The 18,670-nt window shown below is 42.7% G+C and carries 26 protein-coding genes; all 26 read left to right on the forward strand.

Translation table 11 applies throughout. From position 1 onward, the window contains the following. Positions 1 to 353: 353 nt before the first annotated feature. Positions 354 to 857 (forward strand): terminase small subunit, encoded by a 504-nt coding sequence (locus tag FTU05_RS12715; protein ID WP_180120787.1) that lies wholly within the window; start codon positions 354 to 356, stop codon positions 855 to 857. Position 858: 1 nt separating this feature from the next. Further along, a complete protein-coding gene (locus FTU05_RS12720; protein WP_180165571.1) occupies positions 859 to 2,547 on the forward strand; it encodes a terminase large subunit in 1,689 nt (562 codons plus the stop codon). Next, entirely contained in the window at positions 2,544 to 2,732 is a 189-nt protein-coding gene (locus tag FTU05_RS12725) for a hypothetical protein (RefSeq protein ID WP_180040767.1), read from the forward strand. Before FTU05_RS12720 ends, FTU05_RS12725 begins: the two co-directional genes overlap by 4 nt. 7 nt (positions 2,733 to 2,739) lie before the next feature. Then, positions 2,740 to 3,354, forward strand: coding sequence for an HK97 family phage prohead protease (locus FTU05_RS12730; protein WP_180110044.1), 615 nt, complete (start codon positions 2,740 to 2,742; stop codon positions 3,352 to 3,354). After that, on the forward strand, positions 3,351 to 4,679 hold the full coding sequence (locus tag FTU05_RS12735) for a phage major capsid protein (protein ID WP_180165573.1): 1,329 nt from the start codon (positions 3,351 to 3,353) through the stop codon (positions 4,677 to 4,679). Before FTU05_RS12730 ends, FTU05_RS12735 begins: the two co-directional genes overlap by 4 nt. 68 nt (positions 4,680 to 4,747) lie before the next feature. Further along, positions 4,748 to 5,050, forward strand: coding sequence for a hypothetical protein (locus FTU05_RS12740; RefSeq protein ID WP_180165575.1), 303 nt, complete (start codon positions 4,748 to 4,750; stop codon positions 5,048 to 5,050). A gap of 95 nt (positions 5,051 to 5,145) precedes the next feature. Continuing rightward, positions 5,146 to 6,336: a phage portal protein gene (locus FTU05_RS12745; RefSeq protein ID WP_257230123.1), complete on the forward strand. Its 1,191-nt coding sequence runs from the start codon at positions 5,146 to 5,148 to the stop codon at positions 6,334 to 6,336. Continuing rightward, complete coding sequence (locus tag FTU05_RS12750) at positions 6,317 to 6,604, forward strand: head-tail connector protein (protein ID WP_180165579.1); 288 nt, start codon at positions 6,317 to 6,319, stop codon at positions 6,602 to 6,604. Before FTU05_RS12745 ends, FTU05_RS12750 begins: the two co-directional genes overlap by 20 nt. A gap of 104 nt (positions 6,605 to 6,708) precedes the next feature. Beyond that, the gene (locus FTU05_RS12755; RefSeq protein WP_180165581.1) at positions 6,709 to 6,903 is read left to right on the forward strand and encodes a hypothetical protein; all 195 of its coding nucleotides are present in this window, start codon (positions 6,709 to 6,711) and stop codon (positions 6,901 to 6,903) included. A 3-nt stretch (positions 6,904 to 6,906) separates the two neighbouring features. Then, positions 6,907 to 7,254, forward strand: a complete 348-nt coding sequence (locus FTU05_RS12760) for a phage head closure protein (RefSeq protein WP_218953392.1) — start codon at positions 6,907 to 6,909, stop codon at positions 7,252 to 7,254. A gap of 1 nt (position 7,255) precedes the next feature. Beyond that, complete coding sequence (locus FTU05_RS12765) at positions 7,256 to 7,717, forward strand: HK97-gp10 family putative phage morphogenesis protein (RefSeq protein WP_180165583.1); 462 nt, start codon at positions 7,256 to 7,258, stop codon at positions 7,715 to 7,717. Next, positions 7,714 to 8,070: a DUF3168 domain-containing protein gene (locus FTU05_RS12770; protein WP_180165585.1), complete on the forward strand. Its 357-nt coding sequence runs from the start codon at positions 7,714 to 7,716 to the stop codon at positions 8,068 to 8,070. Before FTU05_RS12765 ends, FTU05_RS12770 begins: the two co-directional genes overlap by 4 nt. Positions 8,071 to 8,144: 74 nt before the next feature. After that, a complete protein-coding gene (locus tag FTU05_RS12775) occupies positions 8,145 to 8,630 on the forward strand; it encodes a phage tail tube protein (protein WP_180165587.1) in 486 nt (161 codons plus the stop codon). After that, positions 8,630 to 9,067 carry a hypothetical protein gene (locus FTU05_RS12780; RefSeq protein ID WP_180165589.1) on the forward strand — a complete coding sequence of 146 codons (438 nt, stop codon included), beginning with the start codon at positions 8,630 to 8,632 and terminating at the stop codon, positions 9,065 to 9,067. Before FTU05_RS12775 ends, FTU05_RS12780 begins: the two co-directional genes overlap by 1 nt. 56 nt (positions 9,068 to 9,123) lie before the next feature. Continuing rightward, positions 9,124 to 9,297 (forward strand): hypothetical protein, encoded by a 174-nt coding sequence (locus FTU05_RS12785; protein WP_257230124.1) that lies wholly within the window; start codon positions 9,124 to 9,126, stop codon positions 9,295 to 9,297. 61 nt (positions 9,298 to 9,358) lie between these two features. Continuing rightward, positions 9,359 to 9,694, forward strand: coding sequence for a hypothetical protein (locus FTU05_RS12790; RefSeq protein WP_180165591.1), 336 nt, complete (start codon positions 9,359 to 9,361; stop codon positions 9,692 to 9,694). A gap of 60 nt (positions 9,695 to 9,754) precedes the next feature. Next, a complete protein-coding gene (locus tag FTU05_RS12795; protein ID WP_180165593.1) occupies positions 9,755 to 12,193 on the forward strand; it encodes a hypothetical protein in 2,439 nt (812 codons plus the stop codon). Continuing rightward, on the forward strand, positions 12,190 to 12,531 hold the full coding sequence (locus FTU05_RS12800; protein ID WP_180165595.1) for a phage tail protein: 342 nt from the start codon (positions 12,190 to 12,192) through the stop codon (positions 12,529 to 12,531). Before FTU05_RS12795 ends, FTU05_RS12800 begins: the two co-directional genes overlap by 4 nt. A gap of 300 nt (positions 12,532 to 12,831) precedes the next feature. Then, entirely contained in the window at positions 12,832 to 12,987 is a 156-nt protein-coding gene (locus FTU05_RS12805) for a hypothetical protein (RefSeq protein WP_180165597.1), read from the forward strand. A gap of 21 nt (positions 12,988 to 13,008) precedes the next feature. Then, a complete protein-coding gene (locus FTU05_RS12810; RefSeq protein WP_180165599.1) occupies positions 13,009 to 14,262 on the forward strand; it encodes an SUMF1/EgtB/PvdO family nonheme iron enzyme in 1,254 nt (417 codons plus the stop codon). A gap of 68 nt (positions 14,263 to 14,330) precedes the next feature. Next, on the forward strand, positions 14,331 to 14,678 hold the full coding sequence (avd, locus tag FTU05_RS12815; RefSeq protein WP_180165601.1) for a diversity-generating retroelement protein Avd: 348 nt from the start codon (positions 14,331 to 14,333) through the stop codon (positions 14,676 to 14,678). A gap of 290 nt (positions 14,679 to 14,968) precedes the next feature. Next, positions 14,969 to 16,063 (forward strand): reverse transcriptase/maturase family protein, encoded by a 1,095-nt coding sequence (locus FTU05_RS12820; protein ID WP_180165603.1) that lies wholly within the window; start codon positions 14,969 to 14,971, stop codon positions 16,061 to 16,063. After that, positions 16,057 to 16,500, forward strand: a complete 444-nt coding sequence (locus FTU05_RS12825) for a hypothetical protein (protein WP_180165605.1) — start codon at positions 16,057 to 16,059, stop codon at positions 16,498 to 16,500. Before FTU05_RS12820 ends, FTU05_RS12825 begins: the two co-directional genes overlap by 7 nt. A gap of 11 nt (positions 16,501 to 16,511) precedes the next feature. Next, positions 16,512 to 17,309, forward strand: coding sequence for a phage minor tail protein L (locus FTU05_RS12830; RefSeq protein WP_180165607.1), 798 nt, complete (start codon positions 16,512 to 16,514; stop codon positions 17,307 to 17,309). Continuing rightward, positions 17,309 to 18,058 carry a C40 family peptidase gene (locus FTU05_RS12835; RefSeq protein WP_180165626.1) on the forward strand — a complete coding sequence of 250 codons (750 nt, stop codon included), beginning with the start codon at positions 17,309 to 17,311 and terminating at the stop codon, positions 18,056 to 18,058. The genes FTU05_RS12830 and FTU05_RS12835 overlap by 1 nt, the downstream gene beginning before the upstream one ends. Beyond that, positions 18,042 to 18,617 (forward strand): tail assembly protein, encoded by a 576-nt coding sequence (locus FTU05_RS12840; protein WP_180165609.1) that lies wholly within the window; start codon positions 18,042 to 18,044, stop codon positions 18,615 to 18,617. The genes FTU05_RS12835 and FTU05_RS12840 overlap by 17 nt, the downstream gene beginning before the upstream one ends. Positions 18,618 to 18,670 lie beyond the last annotated feature (53 nt).

The raw sequence follows: 18,670 nt of genomic DNA on the forward strand, positions 1-18,670 counted from the left end.
CTTGATGAAGCCGTTGGGTGATGAAACGTTAAGCACAAAGACTTGATATGCCTTGAATGAGTGAACTCCCTGTCAGCAACGGCAGGGATTTTTAATTCGTGGAACATATATCGTGATTCATTTTATTAAAGTTTTCGTGGAACATTTTAATAAAATGAATGACTTGCATCATATTGGTGCGCATTTAACCCCGTGGGGGGTATCAAAATTTAAAAATTTCGGTCCCAGCGGACACCGCCCCCTAATCTCATTTGTAAAAAAATTCCTGATTTGAGCAAAAGTAAATAAACTTTTTATTCAAAATCATAAATTTAGGTTAATTTTTTTAAATATTCAGCATTGAAGGTGAAAATATGGCTTTGACTGAACAGATGAAAAAATTTGCTCATGCCAAACTGAAAAATGATCCAGAGACTGGAAAGCAACTGTCAAATAAACAAGCGGCCATTGAAGCGGGCTATTCAGAGAAGTCGGCTGGGTCGAAAGGCAGCCAGCTGGCGCAAAATCCCGAGGTCATTACCTACCTGGACGGGCTTGTAAAATCAGGGGGAGAGGGGGCGGCGGTCTTTGAATCTATGACCTTGGGCGAAGCCGCGATACAAGCCGACTTCAAGGAGATGGAGAGTGTAACAAACTCTTTAGAGTTTTTGCGATCAATTTATAAAAATGCACGCTTGGAACGTAAAGTGCGAATTGAAGCTGCCAAAGCTGCTTTGCCGTATGAGTTTGGCAAAGTGGGTGAAATGGGTGTAAAGCAAGGCCGTGAAAATGCGGCTGGTGATGTTTCTGAAAATGACAATGACTTTGCAACTGCTGGTAATCAACGTGCAGCTCGGGGTCAGCATAGAGTGAGTTGATATGTCTTCAATGTCCCCGATCTGGACAACAGCTTGCCCTGATTGGGAAAAGAAGATTCTGGCAAAGGAATCGCTGATTGCCTGCACGCCGTTGTACCCAGATGAAGCCGAAATGGCTTTGAATGTTTTTAAGAAACTGACGCTGGTTGATGTTGCTGGAAAGCCTAAAGTTGGTGAAGTCACAGGGCAGTGGGTTTTTGATTTTGTTGGTGTGATTTTTGGTGCTTACGATTACGAAAAAAATGAACGCTTAATCAACGAATTTTTTCTGCTCATTAGCAAGAAAAATACAAAATCAACGCTTGCTGCGGGCATCATGCTGACTGCGATTATTTTGAATGATCGTCATTCTGCTGAATTTATTATTTTGGCCCCAACAAAAGAAGTTGCTGATAACTCGTTTAAACCAATTCGCGACATGATTCGTGAAGATCCAAAGTTGAATGCGCTGTTTAGCGTGTCAGAACATACTCGAACCGTCACACATCGTAAGACCAAAGCAACTTTGGCAGTTGTAGCAGCGGATACCGGATCTGTAGGCGGTAAAAAAGGGGCTTATATTCTTGTGGATGAGCTTTGGATTTTTGGCAAACGTGCCAATGCTGAAGCCATGCTTGAAGAGGCCACAGGCGGTATGGCTTCTTTCCCGGAAGGTTTCCTGATTTGGTTGTCTACGCAGTCAGATGAACCGCCAGCTGGCGTGTTTAAAAAGAAATTGGATTATGCTCGAAAGGTGCGTGATGGTGAGATTATCAATCCATCATTCTTGCCGTTGCTGTACGAATTTCCGCAAAGCATGATTGATGATGAAAGCTATCTGAACCCAGACTATTTCTACGTGACCAATCCCAACTTAGGGCGTTCTACCCATATTCGTTATTTGCTGAATAAGTATGAGCAGGCGAAAGAGAGTGGTGCAGATTCAGTTCAAATTTTCTTGGCGAAATATTTGAATGTCGAAATTGGCATGAACAAGCGTGCAGATCGTTGGGCAGGTGCAGATTTTTGGATGCTTTCAGCATACAAAGATAAACTTTTTGTAGAGTCGATATTGGATCTAAGTGAGATTTGCACTATTGGGTTCGATGGAGGTGGTCTTGATGACTTGTTTGGAATGGCCGTAATTGGTCGTGATAAGCATGATCGTTCAAAATGGTACTGCTGGAATCGTGCCTGGGCGCATCCAATTGCGCTTGAGCGTCGTCAGGAAATTGCGCCGGCACTCAAGGATTTTGAGCAAGATGGTGATTTAGTTATTGTCCAAAATGTAGGTGATGACGTTCGTCAAGCTGCTCAAATTTGCAGGCGAATTTATGACGCTGGTAAGCTTCCTGAAAAAGCGGCAATTGGTTTGGATAAGTTGGGTATGCCATCGTTGCAGGATGGTCTGCTTGAAGAAATTCCATTTGAGTTGTTAATTGGTGTGCCGCAAGGCTTTCAGCTTTCAGGTTATGTGCAAACGACTGAGCGAAAAGTTGCTGAAGGAAAATTTTTGCATGCTGGACAGCGCATGATGAATTGGTGTGTTGGTAATGCAAAGGGTGTTTACCAAGGCAATGCAATGACAATCCGCAAACAAGAATCAGGAAAAGCCAAAATTGATCCTCTGATTGCGACATTTAATGCTGTTGCGCTGATGTCAGCTAACCCAGAGGCTGCAGCGCAAAGTTATGGGGTATTTTTTGTATGACAAGAAATCAAAATATTCGACAGGAAATTCGTCACCAGCTGGCAATTCAAAACCATTTAGGGGCCTGCACAACGACAGGTAAATCAGATAAAGAAATCGCTCACATTGATGAGCGATTTTTTTTGGCTTGTGAAAAGTTAGAAGCACTTCAAGCAGGCTTAAAGCGAAGTAAAACCAAGGAGTAGAAAAGCGATGAAGCTTGCTTACAGCTTACTCGAAGTCAAATCAGTCAATGATGAAGAGTGGAAGCTTGAAGGAATTGCAACGACACCGACACCTGACCGTGTTGATGATGTTGTAGAGCCTAAAGGCGCACAGTTCACTTTGCCAGTGCCGTTTTTGTGGCAACACGACAAACGACAGCCCATTGGTAATGTTACTGAAGCTCAGGTGACAGATGAAGGAATCAAAGTTGTTATTCAGCTTGTGAAACCAGATGAAGTTGAATCGGATGAATTGAAGAAGCGCCTGCAGGAAGCATGGGACAGTATTAAAACAGGCTTGGTTCGCGGTCTTTCAATTGGATTCCGAGGTCTTGAAGTTGCGGATATTCAAGGCACTTGGGGCTATAAATTCATTAAATGGGATTGGTATGAATTATCGGCAGTTACGATTCCTGCGAATCAGGAAGCAACAATCACTGGCATTAAGACACTCTGCCATCCCGATCAGACAACTAAACAAAATACTGAGCAGCAGGAAAAAACTCTGCCGTGTAAACCGCCCGTAGTCACGCAGCCTGAATCAAAACATTTGGTCGTGAAATTGGCTGAAACATCAAAATCTTTTGGAGTAAAACTCGTATGAAACTTGCTGAACAGATTGCAAAATTAAAGGCAAATATTAAGTCACATCAAGACCAAATTGTTGTGAAATCAGGTGCATCAATTTCAAAGGGCGTTACGCCGGATGAAGCAACTGAAGCTGAAATTAAAGGTCTTCAGGATGAAATTGCTGTGATGCAAAAAAATCAGGACCGTCTTGAAGCTATTCAGAAATCACAAGCTGATTGGGGCGACGGTACAACACCAATTGAAGGTGATACTTCTAAAAAAGGTTTGAATTCTACCCAAGGCAACCCGCCAATTGTTGAAACTGAAAGCAACTTACCAAAAGGTATTGGTTATGCAATTGCTGTTAAAGCACAGGCTGTTGCTGCATTGAGCAAAGGCGCAGTGACTGCGTCACAAGTGTTGGACTCTTGGCATGCACCAGAGATTGTAAAAAATGCAGTTACACAAAAAGCTCTAATTGGTACAACGTCAGAGCCAACCTTTGGTGAATCACTTGTTGATTATCAAGTCCTTTCAGGTGAGTTTATTGAATTGCTGCGTGGTAAAACCGCAGTAGATAAGCTTGCATCTAAAATGCGTCAAGTTCCATTTAATGTGAAAGTTCCATCACAAACTGGCACATCAACAGTTGGCTGGGTGGGTGAGGCTAAAACTAAACCAGTGACTAATCCAACATTTGGCAGTATCACTTTGACGAAATCAAAAGTGGCGGGGATTGTGATGCTTTCGGAAGAGTTAGTACGCTTTTCGAATCCGAAGGCCGATGGATTGGTACTTGATGATTTAATTAAATCGACAGCGGCATTCATTGATGGTCAGTTCTTTGATCCTGCGAAAGCTGAAGCTACAGATAGCCCAGCTTCTATTCTAAATGGTGTGACCCCTGTGGGTAGTACTGGCGAAACAGGTGCAGCTATTGAAGCTGATTTGGCAGCGGTAATTAAACAGGCTACTGATGCTGGCTTAACTTTGGAAGGTGCAACATGGGTGATGTCTGAAACCCGTGCTGCTAAGTTAAGTGTGCTGCGTGATGCACTGGGCAAAAAATATTTTGAAGGAATGAATATTAACGGTGCTAAAGAGCTTCTTACTTTGCCTGTTGAAATTTCTGCTGCTTGTACCGATAAGATTGTGTTGGTTATTCCATCACAAATTTTACTAGCTGATGATGGCGCTGTAGATTTTGCAATCAGTTCAGAAGCCTCAATCAATACAGGTACTGATGCTGCGCCACAATGGGTGAGTTTATACCAAAGTGATTTAATCGCGATTCGCGGAGAACGCTTCATTCGCTGGAAAGCACGTGGAATTGCCGCTGGTTATATTCAATTTACATAAACTTAAACTCTAAATTAAATTGCCACAAAGCCCCTTATTTTTAAGGGGCTTTTTTATGGACCAAGAAAATGCCAAAAGTTAAATTTTTAAAAGACCTTTGCTCTGGTCGTGCTGGCACTGTACATAGCCTGCAAGACTATGAAGCAAATGTACTGATTAAAATGGGTGCTGCTGAAATTTTTGATGATTCAGAACAAACTGAAGCTGCACGTTTAGCAGCTGAAAAAGAATATGAGCAGATACCGCCAGATGCTTTATTAAATTTAAATGGTCGTCCTGTAGTAGATGACTTTGGTGATATGGCTCAGCAACCAGAACCGTTACCAGAAACCGAAAAGCCTGCCAAAAAAGGCTCAAAAGCGTCTAAATAAGGGTGAATTTAATGGGTCTTTTTAGCAATATGTTTCGCAAAAAATCCTTATCACCGGTAAATGGCGGTGGCGGATGGCGAATACTGGAACCATTCATGGGCGCATGGCAGCGAAATATAGAGCTAAATCGTGAAGACTTACTTTCATTTCATGCTGTTTTTGCCTGCATTTCTATCATTTCAAAAGATATTGGCAAGCTGCCATTGGAGCTTCGCAAAAAAGAAAATGGCGTATGGGTCAAAACCAAGGACAAGAATCTGCCATTTTTTGAAAAACCAAATCATTTTCAAACCATGCAGCAGTTTCTTGAGTATTACATCATTTCCAAAGAAACCCGCGGCAATACTTATGTGCTCAAGCTGCGAAATTTTAAAGGTGATGTAGAGCAGCTCATTGTATTAAATCCTGACAATGTGACGCCTTTGGTCAGTGATGAGGGTGATGTTTTCTACCGGATTGGCATTGATAAGTTGGCCAAACAAACAGAATCAATCATCTTACCTGCTTCTGAAATCATTCATGACCGTTGGAACTGCTTGTACCATCCGCTGGTTGGGATTAGCCCTTTGGTCGCTTGTGGTTTATCAGCTTCGCAAGGGACGGCTATTCAAAAATATGGTGCCAAATTCTTTGGTAATAACGGTCGACCAAGTGGCATTTTGACAATGCCAGGAAAAATTGAAGAAGAAGATGCAAAGCGCATCAAAGAAGGCTGGGAAGAAAATTATTCAGGTGAAAACATTGGCAAAACTGCAGTACTTGGCGGTGATGTTAAATACATTGCGATGTCTATGCCCGCTGCAGATGCGCAAATGATCGAGCAGCATAAATGGTCTGCTGAAATTTGTTGTTCTGTCTTTAATGTCCCGCCTTGGAAAATTGGCATTGGCAGTATTCCACAAGGGCAAAAAGTTGAAGACATGGAACGGATCTATCTGAATAGTTGTTTGCAAAGTCCAATTGAAGCGATTGAAAACTGCTTTGATGCTGCTTTTGACTTAAAAGCCAAAGGCTATGAAGTATTTCTTGATCTTTCAACTTTGCTTCGCATGGACAGTATGTCGCAAATGAACTTTTATTCGCTTGGCGTGCAGCGCGGTATTTTTGCACCAAACGAAGCACGGGCAGTATTCAATTACGAACCTAAAACTGGCGGTGATACGCCATACATGCAGCAGCAAAACTATTCACTTGAAGCAATTTCGAAGCGTGATCAGAAAGATGATCCCTTTGCTTCGGGTTCTGGTAAATCAAATGGAGAAGGTGATGGCGCTAACAGTGAATGACGTGGCTCGTCATCTTCGCTATGACGATGACGATATTGTGGCTTTAGACCTGCAATCCATTATGGACAGTGCAGAGCAAGCTGTAAAAGATCATGTACTGACGAAATATGATCCTGAAAACAAAATTCAGCAGCGGGCAGTTTTGATGATGTGTGGTTATTTCGATGAACATCGTGGAGTAAATAAAGACACGCCTTCAAATGATGGATTTTTGCCGCAGCCAGTGAAAGATTTGCTATCGAAATATTATGTTCCTTTGGTGGTGTGAAATGACCTGTTCAGGATGTGAGGAAAGACGTGAGTGGATTAGAAAACACACCCAGCGCGCAAAGCTGCGAATGCAAAAACTGCTGCAGCAGCTTGGTGCATCAAATGTTGGAAACAATAAACAACCAAAGTCAGCAGATCACAGCATTGATCAACAGTCACACAGCACTGATCAATAGTCACGCTGAGCAAAACAAAGTTTTGGCGCAAATTGTTGATCAAAATAACGATCTGATTGCTGAGCTTATACAAGATGATGAGGATAATGAATCTTCATTATCCGGATATTTGGATGGCTAGATTATGAATTTAGCAAGTGAATTACGCCATCGTGTGATGATTCAACAAAAAGGGCCTGATCGTGATGCAGATGGCTATCCGATCCATGTAGCTTGGACTGAATACAGAAAACTCTGGGCTAAAGTGACGCATCTGTCCGGCAAGGATTTGATTGCGGCACAGGCGAATCAATCCAAAGTCGTTGCCCGCTTAAAACTGCGTTATCGTGAAGATATTAATACGACTATGCGCGTTGTTTATAAGGACCAAATTTACGCAATTGATAGCCAAGCCTTAGAAGACAACAATAGCGGCAACGAATACATGACTTTTTTACTTTCTCAGGGTACAGAGCACGCCCAAGGCGGGTGATATGTCAGTTGATTTTAAAATAAAAGGATTGGATGAGGTTAAGTCTAAATTAGATCGATTGGCCAATCCTAAAAAAGCAAAATCTATTGCACGTAAAGCAGCCCGTAAAGCAATGAACATTGTAAGAGATGCGGCTCGTACAAATGCAAAGTCAATTGATGACCCTGAAACTGTCGCAATGATTCATAAAAATATTGCAGTTCAGGCAGGGAAAACTCAAAGTGCTAACGATATTAAAATGCGCGTTGGTATTAGAGGAGGCGCAAGTCAAAACCAGCATTCGATCAGCACAGCTGGGTTGAGCGGTGGAGATACTCGGCACTGGCGTTATATAGAGTTTGGAACTAAATATCAGCCTGCCATTCCTTTTATGCGAATTGCATTTTTTAATAATTTTAATGCTGTGACAACCAAATTTGCTGAAGTGTTTAATGCAGAGCTGGATAAGGAGTTAGCATCATGACGGTTGAAATTTCACGAGCGCTTAAGGCGGATGATATTTTGGGGCCATTACTGGGTGTGCGTATTTTTCCGAATACTGCAGACTTGGATACACCTGTTCCATATATCGTTTTTCAAGGAATCGGTTCCGATCCTGAACATGCTTTAGATTGTGGCGCAGTGAATGATAATAACCAGTATCAATTTTCGGTTTGGCATGACGATATTCAAGAAGCTGAAAGAATTCGTTCACGTGCAGTAAAAGTGTTAGAAAAGATTGGTTTTTTCTATCAAGGAAAGCATCCAGATAATGAAGATTTTGAAACAAAACTATTTGGCCGCGGCTGGGATATGAGTTACTGGTCGGGCGTATGAGTCATTAATTAATTTGTTTTATATACCACCGAAAGGTGGTTTTTTTATGCCAAAAATTTGAGGAGTAGCTACTCATGGCAGCACAAAAGAAAGGTGTTTTATCTAATGGTACAGCAGTGTGGATCGTCCATGGCACTGTACCGACATTAACCAAAATGGGTTGTATTAAAGCTTTGGTACTTGGTGATGATAGCGCATCAGAAGTTGACACGACTTGCTTGGAAGAAACCAGTACAAAAACTTCTGAGTATGGTTTGGTGACACCGGGTGAAGGTTCTATTCAAATTGATACCGACCCGAAAAATGGTTCACATATGAAATTGCTTGAATTGGCGGCAGCTAAGGAAAAAGTAGAAGTATATGTGGGTTGGTCGGATGGTATTGCAGAACCAACATTGACAGGCAGTGATATTGAGCTTCCTGAAACACGAACTTGGTCAAGTTTTGAAGCAATCTTGCGAAAAGGCTCACCAGTGTTTGCTGTAGATGCAATGGTGAATCACACGATTCCAATGAAGCGCCAAACTGAAGTGATTGATCAATTTAAGGTGAATTCATAATGGCTAAACTCACTTTAGAAACAGCGAAAAAAGCAGTTGGCATTGGTTCTTTTGTTGAAAAAACAATTAAATTTCGTGATGTAAATGGTGAAACATTTAAAGGTGAAATTCTTGTCAAAGTGCTTACTTCTGATGAAGTTGCAAATATCACTGATATTTTAGGTCTTAAAGAAAGTGAAAAGCATACGATTGAACAGTATCGTGCAGCAATGCTTATTCAATCAATTTATGAAGCCAATGACAAACCATTCTTTCCAGATTTGAAGAGCATTGGTACTGTCTCTGATGAAATTAAAATCGCCATGTATTTGGCGGCAGATGAAGTGATTAACTTCACGGGAAAGTACTGGATCTCGATGAAGAGTCTGAATTCTTCTGCGAACTCGTCAGTTGTGGGATCGGCGGAAGAACCATTGCAGAAGCAAGACAAAACCTGAGTCATCTCGAACTACACATTTGGAAAGCTTTTCGTCAAAAAAGGGGAACATTGTATTTGGGAAGGCGGCTAGAGCAAGAATTTGGTCGTCTTTTTGCGCGCTACTTAAACACGAAGTTGCCCAAAGATAAGCAAATTGAAGATCCTCGTCAATTCATGGTTCATGAGGATATTCCTGAATCTACATTTGAAGAAGAGCGAATGAAAGCAATTAAGAGGAAATCAGGTTAACTTGATTTCTTTTTTCTAAAATAATTAGTATTTTAGCTCCTAATAATAAAAGGGGTTGGATGTGAACAAAATATTAGTATGCCTAGTTGTTTTAGGCATTGCATCATGTAGTAAAAACAATGCAAACAGCATTGTACAGGCAGAGAAAGCTTGTGCTGATATAGCGCAATTTTCGGAACAAACCATGGGACACCATCAAGCAAATGTGCCGATGAATAATGTCTTTAAAAAGGTAGACGCCATGGCGAATCTACCAGATGACTCCAAACAGCTACTTAAAGAAATTGTAATAGAGGCTTATAAGCAGCCAGTGTTCACTGATCAATCATATAGAGATAGGCAAAGAGTGGATTTTGCAAATGATGTGCACCTTAAGTGCTTAGAAGCTATGAAATAAATAAGTTTATAAAAAAGTACAACCTCGCGAAAGCGGGGTTTTTATTGCATGAGGTTTTGTATGAGTACCAAGCTTGGAACGTTGACATTAGATTTGGTTGCCAAGATTGGCAGCTTTGTTGGGCCAATTAAAGACGCAGAAAAACAAACTAAGCAAAGTTTTGAAAGCATGCGCAAGCATGTCAATAGTTTTGGCTCAGTTGCAGTGGCGGGTGCTGCTGCAGCGGGGGCAGCCGCATTTGCAATGGCTAAGAACTATGCTGATGCAGCGCAAGAACTGCGTATTTTTTCAAGTATTGCGAATGCCAGCAATCAAGAATTTCAAGCAATGGCAGTTGGTGCTCAAACAATGGGTATCAGCCAAGAAAAGCTCGCAGACCAGTTAAAAGATTTCAATGAAAAGCTAGGGGAATTCATCACAATTGGTTCGGGGGGTGCTGTAGATTTTTTTGAACAAATTGCCATTAAAACAGAAGGTAGTGCTGAAGGAGCAAGAAAACTTGCTTTAGAAATACAAAACCTATCTGGACCCAAAGCACTTCAATTGTATGTAGATAAGCTTGAGGAAGCGGGTGTCACTCAGCAACAAATGTCTTTTTATTTGGAAAGCATGGCCTCGGACACAACTAATTTAATCCCGTTGCTTAAACAAGGAGGTGAGGGATTTAAGTTTTGGGCAGATGCGGCTGAACGCGCTGGTGTCATCATGGATGAATCAGCCATCGCCAAGGCTGCAGAACTAAAAGTACAGCTTGGATTATTAGATCTGCAGGTTCAAGGGGCAACAAACCAATTTATCCAAGGTTTAATGCCAGCGCTTGTTTCTGTGGGGGATGCCATGTCTGATGCCACTGTGAATACAAACATGATGGCAGATGCAGGTGAATTGCTTGGCGAGGTATTTAAGGGTGTTGCAGCAACAGGTATGGGTGTTTATGCAACAATTAAACTTCTATCCAATTCAATTGCAGGATTGGCTTACGATGCAAATGTGGCTAAAAAGCACATGGAGGTCGAATCTGGTTGGAAGAAGTGGACTGGTATAAATTTCTTCAAGAGCGCAATACTCGGCACTGCTGCCGCAAGAACCTCTGAAAACAGTGGTATTGCAATGGCTGCTCAAGATAACAATAAAGTTATCGAGGATGTAGCAAACTCCATTAACAGACTGTATTCAGATACTGCTAGTGCTGCTACTAAACAAATGGCTAAGATTCAGAGCAGCCAAGCGGGTGTTACAAAGGGCTCTCAGGAATGGGTGAAGAAGCAAAATGAAGCTACTCAAGCCGCAAAATCAAACGCAAAATCGACATCTGATGCAGCCAAAGCGCAACGCGAATATAACCAAGCGGTAGAACTTGGTAAGCGTTTAATTTATGAGTATGGTGATGAGCAACTACGAATAGCAAAAGATTTAGAAAATGATCTTGAGGATATTCGCAGTGCATCTTTAAAGCAGGAAGCGAAAGATCGTTATTCAGAAGTTGCCAAGCTACAAGCTGAAGCAAGGAAGAAAGCGTACTTTGCAGAACTTGAGGATGAGTTGTTTGGGCATCGTAAAACTGAAGAAGACAAACTTAAAGATGAACTAAATATTAATAAGCTTCGTCTTGATGCTCAGCGCGGACTTAATAAAAACGAATTGGATTTGCGAAAAGCAGCACTCGAAGACAAAGCTCGCTTAGAACTGTCTTACATCCAAGCTGACAAACTAGCACGAGCAGATTCTGCAATGTCGGCGTGGGGCGGCACCTATTCAGACATGACAGGAAGCAGCGATCGATACAATCTCGAAAGTGAAAGATTTCATCGATACGATCAGTCGCAAGAACTTTTTGATGCACAGATGGCTTTAGCTGAAACTGCTGAGCAAAGAGAAGCAATATGGCAAGCGCATCATGAACGAATGACCGCAATTGAATCTGCCTATCAGCAAGGATCTTATGGGCTGCAACTTGGGTATGGTGAACAAGTCACAGGCGCATTATCTAATATGCTAGGGACAATGTTGGGTGAATCATCATCTACATACCAAGCTCTCTTTTACGCTCAACGATCTTTTGCATTGGCTCAAGCTGGTATGAATGTCTGGAAAGCTGCATCCGATGCTTATGCCAATGAACCGGGTACTGTTTGGCAAAAAATGGGCGCAGCAGCTTTAGCGACTATCGAATCTGGAACATTTGTTTCAATGATTCAGGCAGCAACTCCTGTAGGTATGGCCCATGATGGTATCGACAACATCCCAAAAGAAGGCACTTGGCTTTTAGATAAGGGCGAGCGAGTTGTTGATAGTCGAACCAATGCCGATTTGAAAGGCATGATTGCCAATCAAAAGAACGGTGGAGATATCACAATTCAAGTGAATGTCACTGATTCTGGTGTTAGTACATCAGGTGGCAATACTCAGGATCAAAAACAGATTGCCATATTAATTGGCAATTCAGTGCGTGCCATTATTCGTCAAGAACAGCGTCAAGGGGGCTTATTAGCAAAATGAGCAACCAAAAATTTACATGGTGCCAAGACTTAGAGGGCAACTCTCAAGCCTCATCATTCAATACGCTTTCGAGCAAATTTGGTGATGGTTATGAGCAAAATATCTCGGTTGGTATCAACAATAGATCGGGTACATGGCAATTCAGCAAGACCGGAAAAAAGGCTTTGATTCTAGAGATCAAGGCATTTTTTGATGCACACAAGGGTGCTGATTCATTCTTGTGGGATTCACCGTTAGATGGCGAGGTTCGAGTCAAGGCGGGTGAATACAATCCTGTCTGCTTAGGTGGTGACACGTGGCGAATCTCAACAACCTTTACCCAAGTCTTTTACCCTTAACCTCAATCAACTTTATACCCTCAATTGAGGGTTTTTTGTGAGAAAAACGCATGCCAACCCAAAAAGTCAAACTAACCACAACACCGCAAAAAAATTGCTGCAGCCAATTTGCCAGCATATATCCAGTCACATCACAACCGATTCAGATTCGCTTTTGGACCCAGCCAGCCCACCGACTTAGAAGCATCCCATCAAGACATGCAGGTTTATAGCGATGGGGCGCTGGGCGACTTGTGGGTCTGGGTGAGCTACCCATCAAACAACGACACCATCATTGTCTCAACATAAAAAGGGGAGCTAATGAAAACAACCAATCTTGCTGCGGGGTTATACACACCGCGAACCACAAGAATTGCACAAGGGCTTGTTGATAAAGGTCCGAGAATCGGCTCAACAACACACATGATCGGATCAACGGAAGGGTTGATCGGTAATCGCCTGCCTGCAACAGCTTAATCTTAACTATCGAGAATCATCATGGCTAAACAAACAATTAATCAAGGCACAGCACCAACTGGCGCAGGTGGTGATACGTTCCGAACAGGTTCGGCAAAACTACAAGCAAATGACGATGAGCTGTATGCGCATCTCGGCGCCCCCGACGGTGCGCTAACCGTACCTAAAACCCGCACAAAACTTGGAATTGAAGCAGATAAAAGTGAACTCACAATCTTAATCAAAGACTCATTGCGTCAATCCGTTGAAGCGGCCAGCGGTGGCGAGCAGACTGTGCTTTACACAGCCAAGGGTCAGCCAACCTATATGAACATCATTCAAAAGTTTGATTTATCAACGATTGATGCGTCATTAAGCGGCATACATCCAGCGTTTATCGTAAACGGTGTAGAAAAGCCTGAAATCTTTGTGGGCACGTATCTTGGAAAATTGGTCAATGGTGAGTTATTAAGTCTGCCAAATGTAGACCCTTCGGCATCAATCAATTTTGACAACTTCTCAACATACGCCCGCGCATGTGGTGCGGGCCATCACTTGATGACAAATGCAGAATGGTCGGCTGTAGCGTTGCAGTGCTATAAAAACGATACGCAACCGTTTGGCAACACGTATTACGGACGCAGTTCTGAAAATCCGTTATTGATTGGGCGCAGACAAGACGGAATTGATCCAGGCAATACAGCAGGCACAGCGCGAACGCTTACAGGTTCAGGGCCAGTCGAATGGCGACATAACCGCAAGCCTAGCGGCATCGCGGATTTGGCAGGCAATGTCTGGGAATGGAGCGCAGGTATGCGTTTAATAAATGGCGAAATTCAAGTCATTGCAGACAATAACGCAGCACTACATACAATTGATATGTCAGCAACGTCAGCGCAATGGAAAGCAATAGATGCTGTAACAGGCAATCTAGTCACACCAGACGGCAACGGTACAACGTCTGGTATGGTGAAATTTGCGAATAGCGGCACAGCAGACTACACAATTAATGGCACTAACTTTGGTGCGATCCGCAACTTGTCTACAACCAAACCCGTAAGCGCGACTGCATTGGCTCGCTTGAAAGCGTTATGTTTGTACCCTGTTGTTGAAGACACAGCCAAATTTAATAGCGATTATTTCGCTAAAGCCATTGACGCGGGGGAGCGTACGCCCATCCGTGGCGGCGATTGGAGCCACGCAGCCGGTGCTGGCATGTTCGCCCTGTTCTTGATTTACGCTCGCTCGTACACGAATACGTCTCTCGGGGCGCGTCCAGCTTTCGTGAATCTGTAATCTGTTTTGTGTCATCTGTTTACGCGCGCGATAGCGCACGTTCTTATTTTTAATTTGTGAGTAGTTTTGTGTCTAGTGATTTATTAATCAGACAAAAGTGTGAGGAAATGATCGCATACGGTTATATCGCATTGCGTCAATTTCCGAAATTTGAAAAGCATGTGCTTGCTGCAGAAATTCGGCAAGTCATGTGGGGAATTTTAAGACTGATTGTTGTATGTAATAAGCGTTATCACAAAAAGACCACATTGCAAGAATTAGATGCTGAACTTGATTTATTGCGCGCCCAAATTCGCATCTCAAAAGAACTGGGTTATCTGGATTTTAAGAAATATGAATATTGGTCAAGACTAAACAATGAGATCGGCCGCATGGTTGGTGGCTGGATCAAAGCATTTGTCGGTAACGGCAGATAGGGGTGTGCGTTACAACGACGGTCCCTTCCCATCCGTGGCGGCAATTGGAACAACGCAGCCAATGCTGGCGTGTTCGCCCTGAACTTGAATAACGCTCGCTCGAACACGAATACGAATATCGGGGCGCGTCCAGCTCTTAGAGCGTGTCAGAAGCTTAATCCCTAATGGGGGCTAGGACAGAACACTTTAAAAGGATGCACACTCCTTAGATGAAAATCTAAAAAACTAAACAGGCGGCATAGCTGAGTAGCAATAGCGAAAACTTATGCCGCTTTCTTTTTGAGAGATACATGACAATTACTTACAACAATCTGTTTAGTCAGGTTTACGACTTTGAAAATTTGTATAACGCATATTTGAAGGCCCGGCGCGGCAAGCGTGATCGGCGTGAAGTCTTAAAGTTTGAATTAAATCTGGAAGAAAACCTGATTCAATTACAAAACGAATTGATCTGGGGAACGTACAAGACAGGTGAGTATCGAATATTTAAGGTATATGAGCCGAAAGAGCGCGATGTTGCAGCTTTGCCGTTCCGGGATCGTGTAGTGCAGCACGCTATCTTGTTGGTCATTGAACCCATCTGGGAAAAACGATTTATTGACGACAGCTATGCCTGCCGAGTTAATAAAGGTACGCATGTTGGTGCAGATCAAGCACAACGCATGATGCAAAAGGTACTGAGAAACCATGGCGTTTTGTACGCATTCAAAGCAGATATATCCAAATTTTTCTACAGTATTGATCATGAGATCATGAAAAGCCTGATCAGAAAGAAAACATCATGCAAGAAACTACTCAAACTGACGGATGACATTATAGATTCATCCGGTGGCGGTGTCGGAATACCTATTGGCAACCTAACATCACAGCTATTTGCAAACATATATCTGCATGAGCTGGATGAATATGTGAAATATCGGCTGTGCGAGAAGCACTATCTGAGATATATGGATGACTTCTGTATCTTTCATCACAACAAGGATCACTTGCGTCATTTACGCATTGATGTAGAGCGATTCCTATTTGAGAAGCTAAAGCTCCAAACCAATGCAAAAACACAAATATTTCCAGTGTCCGTCAAGAACGGACGAGCATTGGATTTTTTGGGTTATCAAATGTGGCCCACACACAGGCGCGTGCGTAAAAGTTCAATTTCGCGGATTCATAGAAAAATCCGTTTTATGAAAAAGCAGTACAGCAAAGGCAGGATTCCAGCCAAGCGCATTCAAGCGTCAATGCAATCTTGGTTGGCACATGCTTCACATGCACAAAGCTACGGCTTGCGTGTATCAATTTTAAAGAAAGCAGTTTTTTACAGAAAAGTAGATCGCAACACAACAAACTACGTTTTGTTGCCAAAACCCGAGGATTCAAACAAATGCTAAAACTTGTATCAAATAAAGACGGTGTTGAGATTCATCAACTCGAAATCACTGAAAGCAGCTGCACAATTACGCCAGAGTTTGCAGGCGTGTGTGAGCTAGTCAATCAGTGTGGTGGTGATAAGCGTCAAATCTTAAACGCGCTAGCACAGTTTAATAAAAACTATGTCTGGGCTGTGACTTACGAAACCCCGCCAGTGCCAGCATTAACGCGCAGACAATTTCGCCTTGCACTTGTAACCAATGGCTATAGTCTCGCGGACATTGAAACACTGATTGAGCAAATCCCAGATGGAATACAAAAGCAGATCATCAAAATCGAATGGCAGGATGCAACCACATTTATCAGAACAAGCCCAAGTTTATTATTCATGGCAAATTTAATGGGATTGTCTACAGAACAGGTAGACGCACTCTGGTCACAGGCTCTAACCTTCTAGTGGGGTGAAATATGGCTTTAAATAGCGATCTTCAAAAGCTGTATGTTGACGGTCTGATCACCCTATTTGAACTTGATGCTCGCGCTTTAGGCGCGGGCATTTTGCGCTTTCATGGTCATATTTCCTATGCAGAGTGGGAGCGTATTTATAGCTTAATCGGCTCAGATGGATTGCTTGGTGATAAATCTCGGCTAATCGGCGAGGTGTTCGAGCAAGATGAAAGCAAAGTCTGGTATCGAAACATCACCTGGCAAGGTGAAATCTTTGAGCCAATGGCTTTGGAGGTGTCGGGTCTTGAGATGCGTTCCGACGGTAAAGCATCCGCACCAACATTCAGCATGGCAAATAATATTGGCGGTATTCAAGGTGCAATTTCGGCTTACTGTTTACAGTTTGGTGATTTCGCTGGAGCAAAGCTTAAAGTCATTACCACACTTGCTAAGTATCTTGATGCTGAAAACTTTAGTGCAGGGAACACATCCGCATCAAATGAAGCAAAAGAGCAGCTTTGGTACATCGAGCAAAAGACTTCTGAAAATGCTCAAGCTGTGACTTTTGAGCTTTCAAACCCAATTGATTTTGAAGGACTAAAGATTCCAGTTCGGCAGATTTCTAATTACTGTCATTGGTGTGCGATGGGTAATTACAGGGGTGAAGAATGTCAATACACAGGTGCAGCAATGTTTACCGATAAAGATAAGCCAACAGATAACCCTGCACTAGATCGTTGTTCAGGGCGCCTATCTTCATGCCGTATTCGCAATAATGAAATCCGCTTTGGTGGCTTTCCAGCGTCGAGTTTAATGTGATGAAACTAACCGCAAAACTTAAAAAAGCAATCCAAGCACATGCTGCTGAAGTTTATCCTTCCGAGTGCTGCGGTGTGATTGTAGGTAAAGAATACATTCCGTGTCGCAATATTTCAGACAATAAAGATCAGTTTGAAATTCATCCTGAAGATTTAGCCGGAGTTGAAGATTTAGGCGAAATTCAGGCTTATGTACATTCGCACCCAAATGCTTCCGCACGCGCATCCGAGCTTGATCTAATTCAGATTGAATTACATCAAAAGCCATGGGTGATTTGTGCTTATCCCGACATTGAATTTCAAGTGTATGAGCCGTGTGGGTATAAAGCGCCACTTGTTGGTCGCAACTATATTCACGGCATACAAGACTGTTATTCAATCGTGCGTGATTTTTATCAGCGAGAGCTTGATATTCAATTAATTGATTTTGAACGTCAGGATCGGTGGTGGGAGTCTAAAGATAATAAATCATTGTATCTGGATGGCTTTGGTGATGCAGGTTTTGTTGAAGTCACTGATATGCAATATGGTGATGTTTTGCTATGTCGTGTTGGACGGACTGAGCACGTCAATCATGCGATTATCTGGCTTGGTGATCAGACTGAATTGAAGTCAGAGCAGGCTGAAGCATGTGTTGGCTCGTCAATCATTCTGCATCACCCATATGGTCGTAAATCCGTGCGTGAAGTGTTTGGTTCGCAATGGCAGGAAAGAGTCGAAAAGGTGGTTCGATATGCTCAAAAAAATTAAGCTGTACGGCATCCTAGCCAAGAAGTTCGGCAAAGAATTTCATTTAGCTGTTGATAATACCCGCGAAGCCATGCGCGCTTTATCAGTCCAAGTGCCAGGATTTGAGCACTTTATGTTACACGCACATGAACAGGGTTTAGAGTTTGCGGTATTTCAAGATGATGAAAATATCAGTGAAAAAGAACTCGACATGAACACAAGAGCCAAAGTGATTAAGGTTGTGCCAAAGGTAAAAGGTGCGGGGGGTGATGGGATACTGCAAACAATTCTTGGCGCGGTGATGGTTGTGGTTGGTGTTGTTGCGATGGCTTATGGGCAGGCGTGGGGCGCAAATCTTGTTGGTGCTGGTATCGGTATGATGGTTGGCGGTGTAGCCATGATGCTGATGCCAAAAATTGATAACCAAGACCAAAACCAAGACGGCAACAAGGCAAACAAGGGTTTTGGTGGGGCAGTTACCACGGTCGCACAAGGCAATCCAGTACCAGTGCTTTACGGTCAGCGCGAAGTCGGTGGATTCATCGCAAGCGCGGGTCAATATCCAGAAGATTTAATGTAAATATTTTAAAAATATACAGGCGCATATCGCGCCTTTTTTATTGTTTGAGAGAA

It is taken from the genome of Acinetobacter sp. YH12049 (assembly GCF_013419875.1).
In the GTDB taxonomy this organism is placed as follows: Bacteria; Pseudomonadota; Gammaproteobacteria; order Pseudomonadales; family Moraxellaceae; genus Acinetobacter; species Acinetobacter amyesii.